Below are 19828 nucleotides of genomic sequence, written 5' to 3'. Positions count from 1 at the left end.
AGCGCGCCCCGCGACATTCTGCGTCCCGGGTTATCCTTGCGCCCCAGGATGATCACCCTGCCCGCGCCAAGCGGGGCCGCGCGCATGCCCACCAAACGCACCACCATCAACACCATCACACTGACCTGCTCCACCTGTGGCAGCAGCCAGTTCACCAAGCTCGCGACCAACGAGTATCGCTGCAATCACTGCCAGGCCGTCACGCTGGTCGAGGACGATGTCGCCCAGCGCCTGGAAAAAATCCTGCGAGGCATGCAGCAACCGCAGCCAACGCCGGTGCAAATCAAGCCGGCTGCGATTGCGATCATTATCGTCGCCGTGGCGGCGATCTTTCTGGTGCCGCTGGTGATGACGCTGCTGCACGACTCGAGTACGCCCACCCCCCGGTACGAGCCTGAAAAGCCCATCGATCCAGGTCTGGTCAAGCTCACCGATGTACAGGACATCAAGACCAATCGCGGCCGCGAGCTGGTCATGCTCATGCACAACGACACCGGCCGCGACATCAGCGCACCGAACGTATCGGCGACCTTTTACCGGGATGCCTTGACGCTGAGCAGCACCTCGGGCTCGACGATCGCCAACACGCTGCTGCCTGGCGAATATGCGCCTGTCCGCTTGTCGATGCCCGACGAGCCGTTTACGCGCTACGAATTGAAAGTCCAACGCGTCTCGCCGACCAGCCGTATCAGCCGCGCCGTGGTGGCCGAAAAGGTGCAGCTCGTCCTCAATGACGGCACCTATCGTTTGGTGGGTCTGGCGCGCAACATCGAGATGGGCACCGCGCGCAGCGCCAGAATTGTCGTCACTCTGTACGGCAAGGACGGCCGCATCATTGGCGTGGGTTCAGGTTATGGCGTCGCCAATGAGCTGGGGCCCAATGCCGCCACGCCGTTCGACGTGCGTTGCGACATGTTCAGCGACGAGAAAGTCGCGTCCTATGACTATATGGTGCAAAGTGAAGGCTAGCCGCTACACCGCCGCGCTGCTGGCCGGCATGATTCCCTCGTTGGTGTTTGCACAGGCGACAGAGGTCCCACCGACACCCAGTCCCTCTCGCATCATTCGCGTCGACCCGGCCAATGTACGGGTCATCGACCATTTGCGCCTCAGTACCGAAGAATTGCTGGACGAGAACTTCAAGTTTTTCGACAGTTCAGCCATGACTGTCGTCGATCCGCATCGGTTGCCCAATGAAATCGGGCGTTCGCAGCTGTATCTGGAGTTCGTCAACACCAGCAAAGACACCATCATGGTCGATCCCAACGTGACGATGGCGTTTTTCGAGGGATCGACGGCGATCGGGTTGCGTCACGAGTGGACGATGCCCAGCACGATCTATCCTGGCGAGCACGTGCCCATGGTGTTCACGGGCGAACGCTTTAACAAGATCACCGAAATCAAGGCAAACTGGCAGCCGGCCAAACGCGCCGCCCTGCCCGGTCCGCGCCCCAAACTGAAAGTCACCATCGAGAAAACCGATGCAGGCATTGGCGGTGGCACCTTGAATTTTACGTACCGCTATCAGTACAAGTATGTGACGGTGTTCGGCCGTGTGCTCAATGAGTCACAAAGCGACGTCGACGAGATCCGCGTATGGGTCAGCCTGTACGATGCCAAAGATCATCTGACGGGTGCACGCTATGAGGAACTGCGCGTGCCGGCGCTCAAGCCGGGCGAAAGCGTGCCGTTTCAATTCGACGTCAAACAGCACGGCGCCAACTTTGCCCGCGTTGCGGTGATCTACGACGCCGAGGCGCAGTAGTCGTCACAGACGGGCACTGCGTTCAACGGCTGGCATCACGGACCCGCCCTGCAACAGCCGCCGTTGCGTGCAGGCCTTCAGCCTCGCTCTACAGAAGTAACATGCTCGCTGCCGGGCCTGAGCGCCTCGCGGATATGCTGCAATGCGAGTTCGGGTTGCGCCTGGCCGCACATGAATATATCCAACGCCGCAAAACCATGTTCGGGCCAGGTATGGATACTGATGTGCGATTCGCTCAGCATTACCACACCGGTGACGCCGGCTTGCTCGCCGAAATGGTGGAAATGCGCACCCAGTACATGCGCGCCGGCATGTTGCGCTGCCTGAATCAAGGCGTTTTGCAAAGCCTCGGCGTCCGTCAATAGCGGCACAGCTATCCCACGCAGGTCAGCCAGCACATGACGGCCGCAGGTCGCATGCACGATCATTTATGACTGCCGCCAGAAGACCAGCCGGAACCGCTGGACCCACCCCACGAACTGGACCCGCCGCTCGATGTGGTGGGGCCGATGGACATTGTCAGCACGACAAAGGCGGCATAGATAATGTACAGAACCTTTCCCATCGATCAGTCGCCCTGTCCGAAAAACTTGTCCGCCAACACGGCGGGGATCCACAACATGATCACGCCCATGATCAAGAAAGGCAGCTTGCCAGTGAAAATATCAAAGAAATTGAAGAACAGCATGGCAATCGTGGCGCGGCCGGCCCAGGTTCGATAACCCGTGACGCTGCTGCCCGAGGAATAGGCCTTCTGCTTGGCCAGTTCGGGTTGACCGAACCATTCGGCCAATGTGACCGGATTGACCGGCGACGACGCGGACCATCCTAATTCGTTCTGGGATTCTTCACGCGTCAATTTGCGGCCACCGGATTGGTAATCCGAGATCTGGGTGGTGTCACCGACCTTGACGCGCCAATTGAAGGCCCCCAAGGCCAGCGTGACCCTGGACGTATAGTCGTATAGTTTCCGGTAGGGCTTGCCCAGCCAATTGACGCTGCTGTTGTTGTTGCGCGTGGGCCAGGTGTCGCAGACATGCACGCGCTCCCAGCCATCCTCGGATTCGACCAGCCAGAGAAAACCTTTTTGGGAATTGAACAGCAAATACTCGATCCAGTTGGAGGGCTCCTCTGGATCGGGATCTTCGCATTTCAACAAACCGATCAAGGTGTATTCGGCGCCATCGATCTTTGCCTTTGCGCCCAGGGCCAACGTGGTCTTGATGGATTTGAGCTTGCGTTGTTGCTCGATGACCTTGGCCGTGTCTTCGGCACAATCCACCACCGCCATGCAGGACGGGCACACCACCTGGGTCGCCATCGCCGCGACAAAGCTGATCGGTGCCCCGCAGTTCGGACAGTCCAGCGCATGGATTTTGCCGCGAAAACGCCCTGCTGTCTCCTCGACCTGCGCGTCGCTGCGCAACGATGCTGCCTGCATGTCCGACAGCTCAAACGCCCTGCCTACATAGAGTGCGGGCGTGTCGCCGTCGGAATAGTCGAGCGTCAAAAAGGCATTGACACTGCGATAATCGGCAACGCGGGCTTGCCAGCCGTCTCCGGGCACAAAGGGCAATTCGCCCTGCGCACCCGTCGCACGGCAAGTGCGGACGTCAGAGGCCACAAAAATCTGGCCATCCAGTTTGAACACGCCGCCGGGCTTGATGCTGTCGAACGATGGAAACTCTGGCGGGTTCTTTGTCCGCCGCGTGTGTGTCACCGCATATTGGCCCGAAGCATCCGACAGCCAACCGTCCGTGCCATCGTCGAACCAGATATACCACTCGTTCCAAAAGCCGTCGTCGTAGCGCATCTGAATGCGTCCGATGACGTCAAAACGCTTTTTGTCGTAGATCCCGGCGGCCCCAAGACAGATCGGGGAATAATCCTCCAGCACATCGGCCATTTCGCCGACCCGCTTGACCGATTCGGCGTCTTTGAGCAAGGTGCTGCGGCATGCCCCGCACACCGCCATGACCGAAGCCGTGGAGGTAAATTTGACCGGTGCGCCGCACTGCGGACACAGAACCTGCTGCATCGTGTATTAACTGGTGAGTTTCTTGAGCACCTCGGCTTTGGCCGAGTCGTAGTCCGCAATGGTGATCAGTCCTTTGTCCAGCAGATCCTTCAGCTGTTGCAGGCGTTGGACTGGATCGGCGCCAGCGGATCCTGCCGCAGCACCGGCTGCTGCGCCGGCGCCGGCTGCGGTACCTGGCGCCGCTGCACCAGCCCCGGGAACCAGCCCCTGCGCCATGGTTTGCCCCAACGCCGCACCCGCGGCCAGGCCAGCACCGATGCCTGCAATACCGCCTTCGTTCTGCGCCGCCATCGGAATGGAACTGGCAGTCTGGTATTGGGTGTACTTGCCCAGATCCCCCGTCATCCCGATCGAGATCCGCGTATCCAGCGCCTTTTGCAGTTCCTCGGGCAGGGACACGTTTTCGACGGTGAAGTTATCGAGCTTGACGCCGTACCGGTCAAACACCGGCCCCAGCGCCTCGGCGATTTTTTGTGACATCAGGCCCTGATTGGCCGCGATATCCAGGAAAGCGACGTTCGATCCGCCCAGCGCCGTCGTCATGGCTGCCACTACCATATTGCGCAGTTGCAGTTCCAGATCATCGACGGTAAAGACATCGCGCGTGCCGCTGATTTCGCGATAGAACTTGGCCGGGTCGGAAATCAGGTACGAATACACCCCAAAGGCGCGCAGCCGCACCATGCCGAACTCGCTGTCGCGTATCGTCACCGGTTGCGCAGTGCCCCAGCGCCGTCCCAGTTGCAGCCGGGTGCTGAAGAAAATCACATCCGACTTGAACGGCGACTCAAAGAGCTTGTCCCAGTTTTTCAGGTACGTCAGCACCGGCAGCGTCTGCGTCGTCAGCTTGTACATACCGGGACCGAACACGTCCGCGATCTGGCCTTCGTTGACGAACACCGCCATCTGCGACTCGCGCACGGTCAGGCTGGCGCCGTATTGGATTTCAAAATCCTGCATGGGATGACGCCAGGCGAGCACGCCATCGGTGTCCTCATTCCATTGCAGGATGTCGATAAACTGTTTGCGGATAAATGAACCGAGACCCATACGAGACTCCTTTCCGAAAGATAAAAACATGCCGGGCATATCGTGCACCGCACAACACCCCAATCAGCGTGTCAGTGCGCGGCGATATTCCCTATCAGGTCAAGCACCCAGCATTCACTACGCCTGCCGACAGCGAAATCAGGCCCAACAGGCCGCCCATGGCGATGTTGTTTTCCTCGATGGCCTCATTCATCCCGCGTATCCCGCGCGAAACCACGGCATAGACAACGATCTGCACCGCCATCGCGGCAAAACCCCATACGAGAAACATCACAAAGGTGGCGTGCACCGCAATACTGACGCATACAGTCAAACTGAATCCCAGCAACGCACCGCCAAACGACAACAGGGCCGCGATATTGCCGGCGCGCACCAAGGCGAATTCGTTATAGCGGGTGATGGCCGTATAGATCGCCGTAAAGACCCCGAGCATGGCCAAAGCCGAAACGATATACACCAAATAGAGCAGCACAGGATGCAGTTCCATCTCTTCCCTTTTCCTAGTTTGTGCGCAGTATATAGCGCGGTTGGATATACTGCGCGCACCTTGCCCCGGAATACCCATGCGCGACCGCGTCCTCATCCTGTCAGTCCTGATTGTCGCCTCTTGCGGCCTAGGCTACGAGCTCATCAGCAGTGCCCTGGCCAGCTATTTGCTCGGCGACTCCATCCTGCAATTTTCCTCCGTCATCGGATGCTATCTGTTTGCGATGGGCATCGGCTCGTGGCTGTCAAAATATGTAAAAGATGAAGACGTTTTGAATCGATTTATCGATGTCGAAATGCTGGTCGCCCTGCTGGGCGGCGTCTCCGCGGCGGCGCTGTTCCTGGTCTTTGCCTGGTTGTCGGCGCCTTTTCGCGCGGCGCTGTATGCCGCGGTCTTCATTATTGGATTGATGGTTGGCATGGAAATTCCGCTGGTCATGCGGATTTTCAACCAGCGCAAAGCCGAGTTTCGCGAAATCGTCAGCCGTGTGCTGACTTTCGATTATCTGGGCGCTCTGGCTGTTTCGCTCGTCTTCCCGCTGCTGTTAGCGCCTCGTCTAGGGTTGCTGCGCACCAGTTTCCTGTTTGGCATGCTCAATGCCGGTGTCGCGTTGTGGACGACGTGGCTGTTTCGCACAGAGGTACGCCGGCCCGCAGAACGTGCGCTACGTTGTTCGGTGATACTGGGCGTGCTGACACTGGGTTTTGCCTATTCTGGCCACATGACGGCATGGGCCGAGAAAGGCCTGTATGGCGACGAAATCATCCACGCGGAAACCACCCAGTATCAGCGGCTGGCCATCACGCGTTGGCATGATGATTTGCGCTTGTATATCAACGGCAACCTGCAATTCTCCTCGCGCGACGAGCATCGTTATCACGAGTCGCTGGTACACCCTGGTCTGGAGGCCCTGCCCTGGGCACGCAATGTCCTGGTGCTGGGCGGCGGCGACGGTTTGGCCGTGCGCGAGATCCTCAAGCACAAGCAGATCGAGCACGTCACGCTAGTCGATCTGGACCCAGCCATGACGGGGCTGTTCATGCGCTCAGAACCGCTCGTCAAGCTGAATCACAATGCCCTGAACGATCCGCGCGTGACCGTCATCAACGAAGACGCAGGCCGCTGGCTGGAAAGCCATGCGGACGTCTACGATTTCATTGTGGTCGATTTTCCCGATCCATCGAATTTCGGCCTGGGCCGTTTGTATTCGGTGCCGGTCTATCACCTGATGGCCCGGCATCTGGCAGAAAGCGGCTATATGGTGATCCAGTCCACCTCACCCTATTTCGCGCCCCGTTCGTTCTGGAGCATCGACGCCACATTGAAAGAAGCCGGCCTGCATACTTGGCCCTATCATGTGTACGTGCCGTCCTTCGGTGACTGGGGCTTTATCCTGGCGAGCAAGCGCAAGGACTACACTGTCCCGGAAAAACTGACTGTCCCCACGCGCTACCTGGACAGCGCCGCGATAAAGGAGCTATTCCATTTCCCAGCGGATATGCCCGCGCTGGCGATGCCGCCGAATCGTTTGAACGAGCAATCTCTCGTGCGTTACTTCGACGAAGATTGGCGTCAGGTCATACGGTGATGAAACAGGATATCGCGCTTGGGCGACCCCATCGTGATGGGATCCTCTCGATTTCCCGCGCGCCCATCCTGAGTGGGCCCGCATAATGCGGCGGCGCAGCTTTCTGATAAGCGCCGCGACGGCGGCTGTGGCGGGCGTCGCGGGCTATTACCGGTCTCGCATTGTGGAGATCCCGGCGCAGGTCCACTATCCTGGCATGGAAACCGGCCACCGCTTGCGTGATGGCGCTGCGTTACCGTCATCCGCGGCCGACCGGTATCACGACGTGGCGATTCTCGGATCAGGCATCGCCGGTCTATCTTGTGCATGGAAACTCGTCCGCGAAGGGCACACCCATTTCGTCGTGGTCCAGGGCCCTGAATTCACAGGGAATGCCGCTGGCGGGCAATTCGAAGACCTGGTCTATCCGACCGGCGCCCATTACCTACCACTGCCGTCATTGGAATCCGCTCACGTTCGCGAGATGCTGGCGGATTTCGGGATCATTCAGCACGGGGCGGATACCGAACGTCCCTATTACGATGAGTCGATACTGGCTCACTCGCCGCAAGAACGTCTGTATCGCCATGGCCGTTGGGAAAGCGACCTGCTGCCCATGACTGGCCTGCCCGCGGCCGATGTCGCGCAGCATCACCGTTTTATTGCCTATACCGAAACGCTGCGCACCTCACGCGGGCGGGACGGACGCAAGGTCTTTGCCATCCCGTTGTCGTTATCGTCGCAGGATCCTGTCTGGCGCGAACTGGACACGCTTACGTTCCGCCAATGGCTGGACCGCGAACGCTACACGTCGCCGGCCTTGCTTTGGTACTTGAATTACTGCACGCGCGACGACTACGGTGCTGGTATCGACAGTGTCTCGGCGTGGGCCGGCCTGCACTATTTCGCCAGCCGCGATGGCCATGCCGCGAACGCCGCCGATGGCGCTGTTTTGACGTGGCCGGATGGTCTGGCAACGCTATCCCGGCTGATGTGCGATGCGATTACGCGCAAACTGGGCCATACGAATTGGCTATTGCCTGGGACGGCAGCCCGTATCATAGAGACTCGTGGCAAGGTGGAAATCTTGTGTCTCGATGGCCATGAATCAGCCTATACCATTCATGCACAACGCGTTGTCTGTGCAATGCCGTTGTTTGTCGCCCAGCGTCTATTGCCCGATATTCGCGCGTATGGATATGACCCTGCTATTCACACGAGTCCACATGCGGCTTGGTTGGTCTCGAATTTTGTGATGGACGGTTATCCCAAAGAGGCAGAAGGCGAACCATTGTCCTGGGATAACGTGGTCTACCAGGGCAATGCACTCGGCTACGTGGTCTCGACACATCAGCTGCTGCGCGTAGCGCCGTCTCCACGTACCGTTTTCTCTGCTTATCAAGCGTTAAGCCGCTTCACCCCTGATCAAGCACGGGAGTGGTTAACCCAGGCCAGCCCCGAAGCCTTACGTGTCGAGGCCGCCACTGACTTGCTGACGGTCTATGGTGATGACTTCTGGCGACACACTCGACGGCTCGATGTCACGGTGCGGGGGCATGCAATGGCAACGCCTGTGCCTGGTTATTTAAATAACCCTGGCTTGGCTGCGTTGCGAGAGACCGACGGCGCTGTCTTGTTTGCCCATGCCGATTTGTCTGGATATTCGGTTTTTGAAGAAGCGTCTTGGTGGGGGGTTAGCGCCGCGGGGCGAATTCTTAGTGGAATCGCGTAGCCAAGCTACCTACAACTCCAACACAATCCGCCCCCCGCTCCGAGCCCGAGAACAGCAACTCATCATCTTGCCATTCCCCTCACGCTCAGCCCGAGTCAACACCACATCCCGATGATCAATATCCCCCGCCAACACCCGCACCTCACACGACCCGCAGAGACCCTCTTCGCAGTCGCTTTGCACATCGATATTAGCCGCCCGTAGCGCCGTCAACAGCGTCTGATCCGCCGGCACAGTAACCACCAACCCAGAGTCCTTGAGCTCCGCCTCAAACGCCTGTTCTTTAGACGGATCCAACGACCCCAGCGTGGAATGAAAATGCTCCACCCGCAGCGTATCCTCCGGCCAATGCGCGCAGGCCGGTTTCAAAGCCTCTAACATGCGCTCCGGACCACACGCATACACCTGTGTGCCAGCCACAGGCTGCGCCAACAATGCCGCGAAATCATTGCGCGTGCCCTCTGCCGAGACATAGGCACGCAAACGTTCACCGTGCAACTGCTGCAGTTGAGCCAACAACGCCATGCCGTCACGGGAGCGGCCGCTGTAATGCAGTTCGTAATCAATGCCCAGATCGCGCGCACGGCGGGCCATCGCGCTGATCGGTGTAATACCTATGCCACCGGCAATAAAGACCGCACGAGGCGTCGTCTCATCCAATCGGAAATGACTGCGCGGACCACGAATACGCAAACGCGTACCCGGCTTCGCGTACTCATGCACCCAGGCAGATCCACCGCGGCTTTCTGTTTCTCGTAATACCGCAATCTGCAGACGGCCAGTTTCTGCAGGATCGCTGCACAGCGAATACTGACGAGACATCCCCGTGTCGCCGCACTCGACATCAATGTGAGCCCCAGGCGTCCAGCGCGGCAGCGCCTTTCCATCAGGCGAGGCCAAGGTCAGCATCACGATATTTTCAGCGACCGGATCGGCGCGCTCCACCACCACCGGCCGCGTCACCGCATGCGTAGACGGCTCGCCAATACGCACCGCTTGGCGACGCGACAAAATCTCGGGTTGCGCACGCTCTGGATTCTGACGAGGATCCCATTCCACCCACACATGCTCCGGCCCCCGGAACGACGTGTTCGGCACATACGTAAATGCCTGGTCGGCCAACCGCATATGAGGCAAACGGCGCGTGAACTCCTCGAGGAATATCTGCATCTCCATGCGGGCCAGATTCTTGCCCATGCATTGATGCGAACCATAGCCAAAGGTCAATTGATCGCTGGCGTTTTCACGCCGGATATCGAACAGATCCGCATCGGCAAAATGACGTTCATCATGATTTGCCGACGAGCTGACGATCAATAGCTTCGAACCTGCGGTAATCGGCGTTCCCGCAATATTCGTATCGCGCGTGACCAACCGCCGCCATGCCGCGACAGAGCCGTTGTGACGCAGGCATTCCTCTACGGCGTTGGGAATCAGCGAGGGGTCTTCGCAGATATCACGCCACGCGTCCGGGTGCTGCAGCAGCAATTTGAAAGCATTCGCCGATGCATTCGCCGTCGTCTCATGTGCCGCGACGATGCCAGCCATCATCATCGAATGCAGATAAGAGTCCGTGACCACATCGGGATAGTCCTTTTGCTTGCGTATCCCGTATTGCATCCAGCCCGGTTGATCGGGATCCTGGCGCATCTTGTCCAGGATTTTTCCCGCTAATTGCCAGAAATTTCCCACGGCATGCGCGACCGCGACTTGTTCTTCCAGTTTGGGCCGGCCCCACGTATTGACCGTGTGCGCAATCGAATATTGACGCAGCAGATCCATGTCCTCCTCGGGGACACCGAGGAAATGCAACGCCACTGTCAAGGGCACTTCCCACAGCATCTGGTCAACGAGATCCGCACGCCCGTCGTTGATGAATCGGTCCACATACTCGCGCGTCAAACGACGCACCATCGGCTCGTGGTGCTTGAGGGCCTCTGGTGTGAAAGGCTCCATCAATGCGCGACGCCGCGGCATGTGCGCCGGCTCGTCCTCGTTGACCAGCGTGCGGTTCATGGCATAGCCATAGGATTCCAGCACGGCGTTCGCCTCGGGCCCTGTCGGCGTGATTTTCTCAAGCGCAATCGATGGACTGAACGTGATGTTGTCGCGAAAGATCGCCTTGATATCCTCGTAGCGCGTCACGACCCAATAGCCGAGCTTGGGGCTGTAAAACACCGGCTCCTGCTCGCGCGCCCAGCGGACATAATCCGGCGGATCCTGCTGATAGGCGTCGCCAAACGGGTCGAACTCGGCGGCACGCGGACTCACGTGTACGGGGCAGCCCGAGGGAGCGGCGTTAGTCATCTGATGGACGGGACAGCCCCCGCGAGATGCCGGGTTCTGGCTTTGGGAATACATGGCACCCAACGTATCACGGGGCTCTGGGCGTTGCCCCTCGACCTGGGTTTGTCCTTGATTGAAACGTGATGACATAACGTCGTTCCTGTAATGCGGTAATGCGCGAGCGGCGATTAATCCAGTTTGATATTCAGATCGCGAATCAGCTTGTGCCAGCGAACGCGCTCGTCTTTCAGCAGCGCGGCATACTCTGCGGGGGTATCACCCACCGGCTCGATTCCGAAATCGACGAGTTTCTGACGAATCGTGGGATCTTTGATCGTCTCTACCAATTGTTGGTTCAGCTTGTCGATGATCGGCTTCGGCGTAGCGGCGGGGACAACGATACCCACCTGAGCCGATGCTTCGACATTCTTGTAGCCCAGCTCGGCAAAGGTCGGCACGTCAGGCAGCTGCGGCAAACGGGTCGGGTTCGCCACTGCCAGGGCGCGGACCTTGCCACCCTTGATGAAACCGGCGCCAGCAGCCAAATCGACCATCATGACGGGAACTTGCCCGCCCGCGACATCCGCCAGCGATGGTGCGGCACCTCGATACGGTACGTGCACGAGATTCGCGCCGGTTTCCACCTTGAGCAACTCCATCGCCAAATGATGCGGACTGCCGGCGCCGGCCGACGCGTAATCCATGCCCTTGGGACTGGCCTTTACCTCGGCGAGGAAGCCCTTTACATCCGTGGCCTTCAGCGCCGGGCCCGCGACCAGAATCATCGGGAATTTCCCCAGCAGCGTCACAGGCGCCAAGTCTTTTTCAGGGTCGTAGGAAAGCTTGGCGTACAAGGCCGGATTGAAAACCAGGGTGCCGTTGTCAGCCGACAGCATGGTGTAGCCGTCCGGTGCCGAACGTGCTGTTTCCGAAGCGCCAATCGCCGTATTGCCGCCCGGCTTGTTGTCCACCACGATGGTTTGCCCCAACTTCGGCGACAAGCCCTGGCTGATCGTACGCGCCAGAAAATCCGAGCCGCCGCCGGCGGCATACGGCACGATCCAACGAATCGGCTTGGACGGATAGCCGTCGGCAAGCGCAGGCGCCGCCGCCGTCAATGTGAGAAGGGAACAGGCGAACGCGCGAGTGAAACGGCCAAAGGGCATGATTGTCTCCGTTGTGTTGTGGCTGCAAGGCGTAGCTTATTTTGCGTAAATTCTATACGCTATGCGTAAATCGTCAATACGGGATAACCTGTCCTCGTGTCCTCTGCCCCTCTATGCTCCCTATGAACCCTCCGTCCGCTGCCCCTGCCTCCGCCCGCCCACGCGAACGCCGCCAACGGGTGCAGGCTGCCGAAACCGGTACCGCCATCCTCAAGGCGTTAGGCAGTCTGGGAGGACGCGCGAGCCTGACACTGATCGCCTCGCATATCGACGAAAGCCCCGCCAAAGTGCACCGTTATCTCGTGAGCCTCGCGGAAGGCGGCCTGGTGAACCAGGACACTTCTACCCAGCAATATTTTCTGGGCCTGGAAACGTTGCTGCTGGGATTGGCGGCGATGCGGCAGGCGGACCCTATCCGCATGGCGGAGGCCTCTCTGATACGGTTGCGCGAGGAGCTCGAGGTCACCTGCTTTGTCGCAGTGATGGGCAACAAAGGGCCCACCATCGTTCGCTTTGAAGAGCCCGGCCTGCCCGTCACCGTCAATGTGCGGGTGGGCTCTGTACTGCCCATACTCTGGTCGGCCACCGGCCGCGCGTTGCTGGCTGCGTTGAATGACCGCGAGGTATCGGCAATGGTCCGCTCAGAATTACAGGCAGCCACGCCCGCACAGCGCGCGCTGCTGGACGCCGACGATCCTATCGAGGTGCTGCGTCAATCCGTGCGGGATGCTGGTTGCGCGTCGGTGCGCGATACCAATCTGCCCGGTATCAGCGCCGTCGCCGCCCCCCTCTACGACTATACGGGCCGCCCTCGTGCGGTACTGACCGCTTTAGGCGCATCCGGCGGATTCGACCCCTCCCCGGACGGAGTAATAGGTCAGGCGGTACGCCGAGAAGCCCAGGCCATCAGTCGGATGCTGGGCTATACGGCAAATCGCTGATCGAGCTGGAAACGAGATACGCGCGAGCCGCCCGCTCTCGGCGGGCGGTCGTGTCGCATAGCGGCTCAGCGTGAGCCACCCGAGGAGGGGTAAGCCGGGCTCGGAGTATTGCTGTTGTTGTCCGGCATGGTGGCGGGCGGCGGGGGTGGTGCGGAGTTCTGATACCCCGGACGGTCGTAGGTGCTGTCGCCGTCGTGAGTACGATGGCTGCAGCCCCCCAGCACCAGGCCGACGGCGATGATGGGCAACGCAAACATTCTTAACTTCATAATGACCTCCTGTTGAGTAGGAGTCGTCTTACCCGCATGTCGCGTGCCAGCGCGTGCGCATAGCGCCCTCACAGTAGATCTTCGATACGCACCGGCAGGCTGCGTACCCGTACGCCGGTGGCATGGTAGACCGCATTGGTGATGGCGGCGGCTATCCCAGCCAAGCCTATTTCGCCGATACCACGTGCGCCCACCTCATTCCAGATGAGGTCGGGATAATCCAGAAAACTGACATCTAATTGCGGCGCATCGGCGTGGGTTGCCATGATGTAGTCGGCGAGGTTGCTGTTGACAGGCGCGCCCGACCGCGTGTCGTAATGCGTCTGTTCCAACATCGCCATCCCTACGCCCATGACGATGGCGCCTTCGATCTGGTTGCGGCCGGTGCGGGGATTCACAACGCGTCCGCCGTCGATGACCGTCACGACGCGAGCGACGCGCAGACGCGCCGTCGCCGGATGCCACGCGACCTCTACGAAATGTGCGCCATACGAACTGATCGAGTACTGCTTCTTCAGTGCCTTGCCGCTGCCGCCATGGCCGTCGCCCGCCACGCTGGCCACGCCAGTCCTCGCGAATACCTGAGCCAGCGGCACACCCGCATCGGCTTTGTCATCAGCAACGCAGATACGGCCGTGCCGCATCGTCAAGCTCTGTTCCGCCTGACCGGCGTAAGGTCCCTCTGTGTCTACAGCCAAGCGGCAGGCCGCCCTCACCGCTTTGCGCGTAGCCTCGAGCGCGGCTGGCACAATCGACGAGGTGGCGGCCGATCCGCCTGATACCGGTCCCGGCGGAAATTGCGTATCGCCCAGACCGACCTGTATCCGCTCCAGCGCGATGCCGGTCTCGGCGCTCACCAGTTGCGCCAGGATCGTGTACGTGCCAGTACCGATATCTTGCGTCGCGCAGACCAGTCGGGCCGAGCCATCGGCATGCAAACTGACGCTGGCATCCGTAGGCATGCGTAAACCGGGCCATGAACATGCGGCCATGCCCCAGCCCAACACCTCGTCGCCGCGGTGCATGGCGCCTACTGCAGGCTGGCGATAATGCCAGCCGAATCGCTCGGCCCCCTGCTGCAAGCATTCACGCAGGTGCCTCGACGAAAACGGCAGGCCAGTACCTTCGTCGTGCTGCGGTTCATTGCGCAGCCTCAACGCCACCGGATCGATCTGCAGCGCTACAGCCAATTCATCCATGGCCGATTCCAACGCATACATTCCCGGCACGGCGCCCGGGCCCCGCATCGAGGTGGGTGCTCCCACGTGGCGTCGCGCCAATCCCCAGCACACTTGCAGATTGGGCGTGCTGTACATGCGTGGCGTTGCCTGGCCGCACCGTTCCCGGTAGTCATCCAGCATCGATGCCTGACTCAGGTAGTGATGCTGTACCGACACCAGCCTGCCCTCCCGCGTCGCACCCAGCCGCATGTGCTGGTGAGTATAAGGACGATGCCCGGCACTCTGGAACGTCATCGCGCGGCTGATCACCACCTTGACGGGCCGGCCCAGTAAACGCGAGGCGGCTGCCGCCAGCAATGAGTGCGGCCACGGCCACAGCTTGCCTCCGAACCCAGAGCCCAGGTAATGCGATATCACCCGCACGTTTTCTTTGCCGGTACCCAGCATCTGTGCCACCACATCGCGGTGGTTCACGACGCCCTGCGTGGACTCGTACAACGTATAGGCCTGCCCATCGAATGCGGCAACACAGGCGTGAAGCTCCATCGCATTATGGGTCTCGACCGGCGTGGTGTAGACCGCATCGATCTGCACCGCGGCGCTTGCATAGGCGGCTGGCGCATCGCCTCGTTCGCTTTCAATGGTGAGAGATGCCTCGCCTTCGACGCCGACCGAGCGAGACGCCTCATCGCTCTGCGCCGAGATGTCTCCCTGTCCAGGCGGCGAGACATCAGGCGTATCGGCGTCGTAACTGACATGAACCGCATTGGCGGCGGCCTGCGCTTGCTCGAGGGTATCGGCGACAACGAGCGCCACGTATTGACCATAGTAGCGAACGACATTGTCATCCAGCGGTGGACGGGCCTCGTCTATCGTGCCGCTGGTGGCGCGATAGAGCGGTGGCCGGTTGCCATGGTGGATGACCGCGTGCACGCCAGGCATTATCTCGACGGCCTGTGCATCCAGTCCGGCAACGCGGCCATGCGCGATGGTGGCGCACACGGGCACGGCGTACAGCATATCGGGCAGCATGAAATCGGCGGCGTAGCGCGCTGTGCCGCTGACTTTGAGCGGCCCATCGATGCGCACGCTGGGCTGGCCGATGGCATCAGGATGGGCAAACATAGATTGAACCATTATGCGTGTCCTTATTGCGGTGGCAGAGCCGTGGACAGAGTGTGGATCAGGCAACGGCGCGCGAGCTCGATCTTGAAACCGTTCTCACTTTGCGCGACTGCACCTTGCAAGGCCGACTGTGCGGCTTGTTGATACAGCGCAGCACTGGGCAGCTGACCCACCAGTTCCCGCTCCGCCAACGGGCAGCGCCATGGCCGTGTGCCCACACCACCCAGCGCAATACTCGCGGCCAGGATACGTGCATCACGCACGTGCAGCACCACGGCGGCCGACACCAGCGCGAACTCATACGAAGCGCGGTCGCGCAGTTTCAGATAGCAAGAATGCCCGCCCATACCGCTGGCGGGCAGACTCACATGCGTGATCAGCTCATCAGGCTGCAGCACTGTCTCACGTTGAGGCGTATCGCCGGGCAGCAGATAAAAATCGCGCAGTGCGATATCACGCCTGCCATCCGGGCCCTGCACGTGCACGGTGGCATCGAGCGCCATCAAGGCAACGTTCATGTCCGACGGGTTGCTCGCGATGCAATGTTCGCTGGTACCCAAAATCGCCAGATTGCGGTTATGACCGCCGATGGCATCGCAGCCGCTACCCGGATTACGCTTGTTGCAGCGAGCCGCCCGATCACGAAAATAAACGCAGCGTGTACGCTGCAGGAGATTCCCGCTGGTGGTGGCCATGTTACGCAACTGCGCCGACGCGCCCGACAGCAGCGCCTGCGACAGAACGGGATAGTGGGCCGTGATGCGATCATCGCGCGCCAGGTCGGCATTGCGCACCAGGGCGCCGATGCGAGTGCGTCCGTCGGCCAATACCTCGATCTCGTTCAGGCCCAGACCATTGATGTCGATGATATGTGCCGGTGTCTCGACATCGAGTTTCATCAGATCCACGAGCGTCGTGCCGCCCGCCAGCAATCGCGGCGGCGGGCCGTCCCCTTGTGTCGCCAACAAGCGCAGCGCAGCATCGATATCGGCCGCGCGTGTGTATTGAAACTGGTGCATGCGTCTACCCTTTTCCGCGGACGTCCTGGATGGCGGCAACAATGTTTGCATACGCTCCGCAGCGGCAAATGTTGCCGCTCATCAGCTCACGCACTTCGCCGTCGCTGTCACCGCAGGGCTCGTGCAGCAACGCGGCGGCTGACATGATCTGCCCTGCCGTGCAGTAGCCGCACTGATAGCCGTCATGCTCGACAAATGCAGCCTGCAACGGATGCAGCGACTCGGCGCTGCCCAGGCCCTCGATGGTCGTGACGTCCCGGCCGTGCAGGGTCACCACCAGCACCAGACAGGCGTTGACCCGCCTGCCATCGACATGCACCGTACAGGCGCCACATTGACCATGGTCACAGCCCTTTTTGGTGCCCGTCAGATGGAGGGACTCGCGCAAGGTGTCCAGCAACGTGGCGCGGGGGTCCAGTGTCAACGCGTGATTCACGCCATTGACGCGCAATGCAGTCGATATGCCGCCCTGCGACACCTGATGCCGGATCGGCGATTCCGCAGGAGGAAGATCCACCTCCGGCTCGTCTGTTTCGGGGTTCTGTGGCGGCTGAGTGGGCGGCTCGCGTGGCGGATCCGTCGGCGGCTCATGAGGCGGGGTGATCGGAGGTTCGCCAGGCGGCGTGTCAGGAGGACCGTCGGGTGGGATCTCTGGTGGGTTCTCCGGGGGAATCTCTGGCGGGATGGTCGGCCGGCCGGGATTCGGATGCGGGGGCTGCGGAACGTGCATGCTTAGACTCACTACGTTCTCCTGAAAAGCAAAGACGTCCGACCGGCGTACGCAAGCCGCATGCCCCGGTCATCGGCCTGACTCACCTTACCGCCTGAATGCAGCAATGCAAAGCAGTTTTTCCTCAGGCCCGAAACTTGCTCCCCGCACATACCTACATACTGAAAGAGCAGAATATGCAGCCCGACTGGACGACCATGTTTTCCCTCTCGATGTCGCCGGTAGAGATCATCATCCGCGGCAGCCTCATGTATTGGTTCATCTTTCTACTGCTCAGAATGGCAGGCAGACGAGACGTAGGCTCAGTGGGAATCGCAGACATGCTGGTATTGGTCCTGATCGCCGACGCGGCACAAAACGGCATGGCAGGCCAATACCAGTCCATCACCGATGGCATGATCCTGGTCGCGACCATCATCGGCTGGACTGTCGCCATCGACCGCCTCGCCTATTACGTCAAACCTATCGGGCGGCTTCTCACCGCGGATCGCGTCTGTCTCGTTCAAGACGGCCAGATCCGCCTGCGCAGCCTGCGCAAAGAATTCATCACCAAAGACGAACTACTGAGCGAGCTACGCCAGCATGGCGTCGACGATGTCAATCAGGTACACCGCGCCTATATCGAAGCGGACGGCAACATCAGTGTAATCAAGCGCACCTGAGCAAACCCCATATCCCACCTTTGACTCTCGGGAACACGCCATGACCAGTCTCCGTATGCAAAGCAACACGCCAGAGCGCATCGGCCACGTCACCCTCACCCATCCAGACCGCACCGTCCTGCGCCCACCCAAGACCACCAAGTCCGATCTGGCCCATTATTACGAGTCTATCGCCCCCTATATGCTCGAGCACCTGAAAGGCCGCCGTATCGCCATGCTGCGATGTCCTGACGGCGCCGACGAAGATTGCTTTTTTCAAAAACATCTGACTGGCACGCTGCCCACAGGGCTCTCCCGCGAAGCGGGACACTTGCAGATTCAATCCATAGAGGGTTTGCTGGGGCTGGTACAGCTGGGCGTCATCGAGTTCCATACATGGGGCGCCCGTGCCCCTGGACACGACAATCCCGATCGCGTCACGCTCGATCTGGACCCAGGCCCTGACATATCCTGGCGGGGCCTGGTCGAAGCCACGCAGCTGGCCCATGGACTCATGACCGAAGTCGGTCTCGCACCCTTTTTAAAGACCACTGGCGGCAAAGGACTGCACCTCGTCGCCCCCATCCGCGCAACCCGTTCCTGGGAAACCGTCAGATTCCTCGCCCACCACCTCGCCCAACGCCTGGCGAACGCCATGCCCGACCGCTTCACCGCCAATATGGCCAAGGACCAGCGGCGTGGCCGGATATTTGTCGATTACTTACGAAACGGCAACGGAGCAACAGCCATCTGCGCCTACTCCGTGCGGGCACGGCCCGAGGCGCCGGTCTCGATGCCCCTGCCCTGGGACGCATTGGACTTTCACAATGACTTGCGAGCCGCGGCATTCAACGTACGCAATGCGCTCGATCACGTGCAAACCCATGAAGATCCCTGGCAGGACTATGCCGCTCGCCGCACCGTGCTGACGCAACGCATGATGGATCGCCTCGAGCTTTGATCAGCGAGCGGCAGGCTCGGGTTCTGGCGGCACCAGTGGATCGAAATCCTGCCATTTACCGTTTTCCCAACGGCCGTTTGCACGTTCGACATCCTGACCGCCCGACTCGCGCAACAGACGCGTGACTTCGCCCTCCTTGTCCGAGGACACAGCCACTGCCAACAGGACACCAGCTGCTCGAACCGGCGGATGCTCCTCGACGACCGCTGCGCCATTGCGCCGAATCCGGCGCCGGTGTACGCGGCCGACGGCCACCATGGCGCCGATCAAGGCACCCACATAGGCACCGACCCCGCCAGCCGCAATGACAATCAAGCTGGAGTACTGAAAATTGCGGACCGCCAACATCGTCAGCGCCGCACCGAGCACGCCCAATATGGACGCCCCAAACAGCACCCCGATCACACCGCCCGTCGCATCAGGGTCCTCGCGGCGGTCCCCGCCGACCGGATAACGGTCATGCGAGCCCGCAGTATTCACGTAGAACGTGTGGACCCGGTCGCCCGCAAACCCATGCCGCTCGAGATGCTGTGCGGCAACACCTGCCTGATCAAACGTCTGATATCGCGCTGCGACAATCAATGACATGAGGCATTCTCCTTGCGCAGCGGCGGGTGCTCGTTGCCCTGCCGTGTACCCGGATAGCGGCCCCCTTCTTCGTATTGCGGCCCATGGCGATTGGGCCCCGTATGAGGTTCCGGCTCGGGCCGCTCGCCACGCCGCCGGCCATAGTCAGGCTCGTCGGCCCCCCATCGCCCGGACTCCCGGGTGTGCTCTTGGCGGCCGCGATCTGGTTGGCCTTGATGGTCAGTCTGTTCGCGGCGTCGATGCTGATTTGACATGAGCTTGCTCCCATTTTGACAATGGGAG

19 protein-coding genes are annotated in these 19828 nt (G+C 60.4%); 7 read left to right on the top strand and 12 right to left on the bottom strand.

Annotation, left to right across the window (positions count from 1 at the left end; translation table 11 throughout):
• The first annotated feature begins 84 nt into the window (after positions 1-84).
• Positions 85-969, top strand: a complete 885-nt coding sequence (locus tag ACYVI2_RS23235) for a hypothetical protein (RefSeq protein WP_415816678.1) — start codon at positions 85-87, stop codon at positions 967-969.
• Positions 941-1765 carry an FxLYD domain-containing protein gene (locus ACYVI2_RS23230; protein WP_415816676.1) on the top strand — a complete coding sequence of 275 codons (825 nt, stop codon included), beginning with the start codon at positions 941-943 and terminating at the stop codon, positions 1763-1765. The genes ACYVI2_RS23235 and ACYVI2_RS23230 overlap by 29 nt, the downstream gene beginning before the upstream one ends.
• 77 nt (positions 1766-1842) lie before the next feature.
• On the opposite strand, the gene speD is transcribed toward ACYVI2_RS23230, so the two are convergent.
• The 4 genes from speD to ACYVI2_RS23210 form a co-directional block, all read right to left on the bottom strand.
• A complete protein-coding gene (gene speD / locus ACYVI2_RS23225) occupies positions 1843-2193 on the bottom strand; it encodes an adenosylmethionine decarboxylase (protein ID WP_415816674.1) in 351 nt (116 codons plus the stop codon).
• Positions 2194-2333: 140 nt separating this feature from the next.
• A complete protein-coding gene (locus ACYVI2_RS23220; protein WP_415816672.1) occupies positions 2334-3803 on the bottom strand; it encodes a DUF4178 domain-containing protein in 1470 nt (489 codons plus the stop codon).
• A 6-nt stretch (positions 3804-3809) separates the two neighbouring features.
• Complete coding sequence (locus ACYVI2_RS23215) at positions 3810-4853, bottom strand: SPFH domain-containing protein (RefSeq protein ID WP_415816670.1); 1044 nt, start codon at positions 4851-4853, stop codon at positions 3810-3812.
• A 94-nt stretch (positions 4854-4947) separates the two neighbouring features.
• Positions 4948-5334, bottom strand: a complete 387-nt coding sequence (locus ACYVI2_RS23210; RefSeq protein WP_415817128.1) for a DUF350 domain-containing protein — start codon at positions 5332-5334, stop codon at positions 4948-4950.
• Positions 5335-5416: 82 nt separating this feature from the next.
• Here ACYVI2_RS23210 and ACYVI2_RS23205 point away from each other — a divergent pair, with 82 nt between their 5' ends.
• Both ACYVI2_RS23205 and ACYVI2_RS23200 read left to right on the top strand, forming a co-directional pair.
• Entirely contained in the window at positions 5417-6928 is a 1512-nt protein-coding gene (locus ACYVI2_RS23205; protein ID WP_415816668.1) for a polyamine aminopropyltransferase, read from the top strand.
• 85 nt (positions 6929-7013) lie between these two features.
• Positions 7014-8639 (top strand): NAD(P)-binding protein, encoded by a 1626-nt coding sequence (locus tag ACYVI2_RS23200; RefSeq protein WP_415816666.1) that lies wholly within the window; start codon positions 7014-7016, stop codon positions 8637-8639.
• 9 nt (positions 8640-8648) lie between these two features.
• On the opposite strand, the gene ACYVI2_RS23195 is transcribed toward ACYVI2_RS23200, so the two are convergent.
• Both ACYVI2_RS23195 and ACYVI2_RS23190 read right to left on the bottom strand, forming a co-directional pair.
• Entirely contained in the window at positions 8649-11000 is a 2352-nt protein-coding gene (locus ACYVI2_RS23195) for a cytochrome P450/oxidoreductase (RefSeq protein ID WP_415817126.1), read from the bottom strand.
• Positions 11001-11113: 113 nt separating this feature from the next.
• Positions 11114-12091, bottom strand: coding sequence for a Bug family tripartite tricarboxylate transporter substrate binding protein (locus ACYVI2_RS23190; protein WP_415816664.1), 978 nt, complete (start codon positions 12089-12091; stop codon positions 11114-11116).
• Positions 12092-12213: 122 nt separating this feature from the next.
• Here ACYVI2_RS23190 and ACYVI2_RS23185 point away from each other — a divergent pair, with 122 nt between their 5' ends.
• Positions 12214-13032 (top strand): IclR family transcriptional regulator, encoded by an 819-nt coding sequence (locus ACYVI2_RS23185; protein ID WP_415816662.1) that lies wholly within the window; start codon positions 12214-12216, stop codon positions 13030-13032.
• A 65-nt stretch (positions 13033-13097) separates the two neighbouring features.
• Here the strand turns inward: ACYVI2_RS23185 and ACYVI2_RS23180 are convergent, their stop codons facing one another.
• The 4 genes from ACYVI2_RS23180 to ACYVI2_RS23165 form a co-directional block, all read right to left on the bottom strand.
• A complete protein-coding gene (locus tag ACYVI2_RS23180) occupies positions 13098-13301 on the bottom strand; it encodes a hypothetical protein (protein WP_415816660.1) in 204 nt (67 codons plus the stop codon).
• A gap of 68 nt (positions 13302-13369) precedes the next feature.
• Positions 13370-15619 (bottom strand): xanthine dehydrogenase family protein molybdopterin-binding subunit, encoded by a 2250-nt coding sequence (locus tag ACYVI2_RS23175; protein ID WP_415816658.1) that lies wholly within the window; start codon positions 15617-15619, stop codon positions 13370-13372.
• Between the two features lie 11 nt (positions 15620-15630).
• A complete protein-coding gene (locus ACYVI2_RS23170) occupies positions 15631-16626 on the bottom strand; it encodes an FAD binding domain-containing protein (protein WP_415816656.1) in 996 nt (331 codons plus the stop codon).
• Positions 16627-16630: 4 nt separating this feature from the next.
• A complete protein-coding gene (locus ACYVI2_RS23165) occupies positions 16631-17116 on the bottom strand; it encodes a (2Fe-2S)-binding protein (RefSeq protein WP_415817124.1) in 486 nt (161 codons plus the stop codon).
• 416 nt (positions 17117-17532) lie between these two features.
• Between ACYVI2_RS23165 and ACYVI2_RS23160 the strand changes: the two genes are divergently transcribed.
• Together ACYVI2_RS23160 and ligD are read left to right on the top strand one after the other, a co-directional pair.
• Complete coding sequence (locus tag ACYVI2_RS23160; RefSeq protein WP_415816654.1) at positions 17533-18018, top strand: DUF421 domain-containing protein; 486 nt, start codon at positions 17533-17535, stop codon at positions 18016-18018.
• Between the two features lie 40 nt (positions 18019-18058).
• Complete coding sequence (ligD, locus tag ACYVI2_RS23155; protein ID WP_415816652.1) at positions 18059-18958, top strand: non-homologous end-joining DNA ligase; 900 nt, start codon at positions 18059-18061, stop codon at positions 18956-18958.
• Here the strand turns inward: ligD and ACYVI2_RS23150 are convergent, their stop codons facing one another.
• Entirely contained in the window at positions 18959-19546 is a 588-nt protein-coding gene (locus ACYVI2_RS23150) for a hypothetical protein (protein ID WP_415816650.1), read from the bottom strand.
• Positions 19537-19800, bottom strand: coding sequence for a hypothetical protein (locus tag ACYVI2_RS23145; RefSeq protein ID WP_415816648.1), 264 nt, complete (start codon positions 19798-19800; stop codon positions 19537-19539). The genes ACYVI2_RS23150 and ACYVI2_RS23145 overlap by 10 nt, the downstream gene beginning before the upstream one ends.
• Between the last annotated feature and the right edge of the window lie 28 nt (positions 19801-19828).

The sequence above is a fragment of the Bordetella tumbae genome, from assembly GCF_054780995.1.
This window is presented reverse-complemented; position numbering and strand designations above follow the sequence as displayed.

Bases quoted from the DNA above. Each gene is read 5' to 3' on its own strand.
- ACYVI2_RS23160 (WP_415816654.1), top strand. From the start codon at position 17,533: ATGCAGCCCGACTGGACGACCATGTTTTCCCTCTCGATGTCGCCGGTA.
- ACYVI2_RS23185 (WP_415816662.1), top strand. From the start codon at position 12,214: ATGAACCCTCCGTCCGCTGCCCCTGCCTCCGCCCGCCCACGCGAACGC.
- ACYVI2_RS23175 (WP_415816658.1), bottom strand. From the start codon at position 15,619: ATGGTTCAATCTATGTTTGCCCATCCTGATGCCATCGGCCAGCCCAGC.
- ACYVI2_RS23195 (WP_415817126.1), bottom strand. From the start codon at position 11,000: ATGTATTCCCAAAGCCAGAACCCGGCATCTCGCGGGGGCTGTCCCGTC.
- ACYVI2_RS23145 (WP_415816648.1), bottom strand. From the start codon at position 19,800: ATGTCAAATCAGCATCGACGCCGCGAACAGACTGACCATCAAGGCCAA.
- ACYVI2_RS23190 (WP_415816664.1), bottom strand. From the start codon at position 12,091: ATGCCCTTTGGCCGTTTCACTCGCGCGTTCGCCTGTTCCCTTCTCACA.
- speD (WP_415816674.1), bottom strand. From the start codon at position 2,193: ATGATCGTGCATGCGACCTGCGGCCGTCATGTGCTGGCTGACCTGCGT.
- ACYVI2_RS23235 (WP_415816678.1), top strand. From the start codon at position 85: ATGCCCACCAAACGCACCACCATCAACACCATCACACTGACCTGCTCC.
- ACYVI2_RS23220 (WP_415816672.1), bottom strand. From the start codon at position 3,803: ATGCAGCAGGTTCTGTGTCCGCAGTGCGGCGCACCGGTCAAATTTACC.
- ACYVI2_RS23180 (WP_415816660.1), bottom strand. From the start codon at position 13,301: ATGAAGTTAAGAATGTTTGCGTTGCCCATCATCGCCGTCGGCCTGGTG.
- ACYVI2_RS23205 (WP_415816668.1), top strand. From the start codon at position 5,417: ATGCGCGACCGCGTCCTCATCCTGTCAGTCCTGATTGTCGCCTCTTGC.
- ACYVI2_RS23170 (WP_415816656.1), bottom strand. From the start codon at position 16,626: ATGCACCAGTTTCAATACACACGCGCGGCCGATATCGATGCTGCGCTG.
- ACYVI2_RS23230 (WP_415816676.1), top strand. From the start codon at position 941: ATGACTATATGGTGCAAAGTGAAGGCTAGCCGCTACACCGCCGCGCTG.
- ACYVI2_RS23215 (WP_415816670.1), bottom strand. From the start codon at position 4,853: ATGGGTCTCGGTTCATTTATCCGCAAACAGTTTATCGACATCCTGCAA.
- ligD (WP_415816652.1), top strand. From the start codon at position 18,059: ATGACCAGTCTCCGTATGCAAAGCAACACGCCAGAGCGCATCGGCCAC.
- ACYVI2_RS23150 (WP_415816650.1), bottom strand. From the start codon at position 19,546: ATGTCATTGATTGTCGCAGCGCGATATCAGACGTTTGATCAGGCAGGT.
- ACYVI2_RS23200 (WP_415816666.1), top strand. From the start codon at position 7,014: ATGCGGCGGCGCAGCTTTCTGATAAGCGCCGCGACGGCGGCTGTGGCG.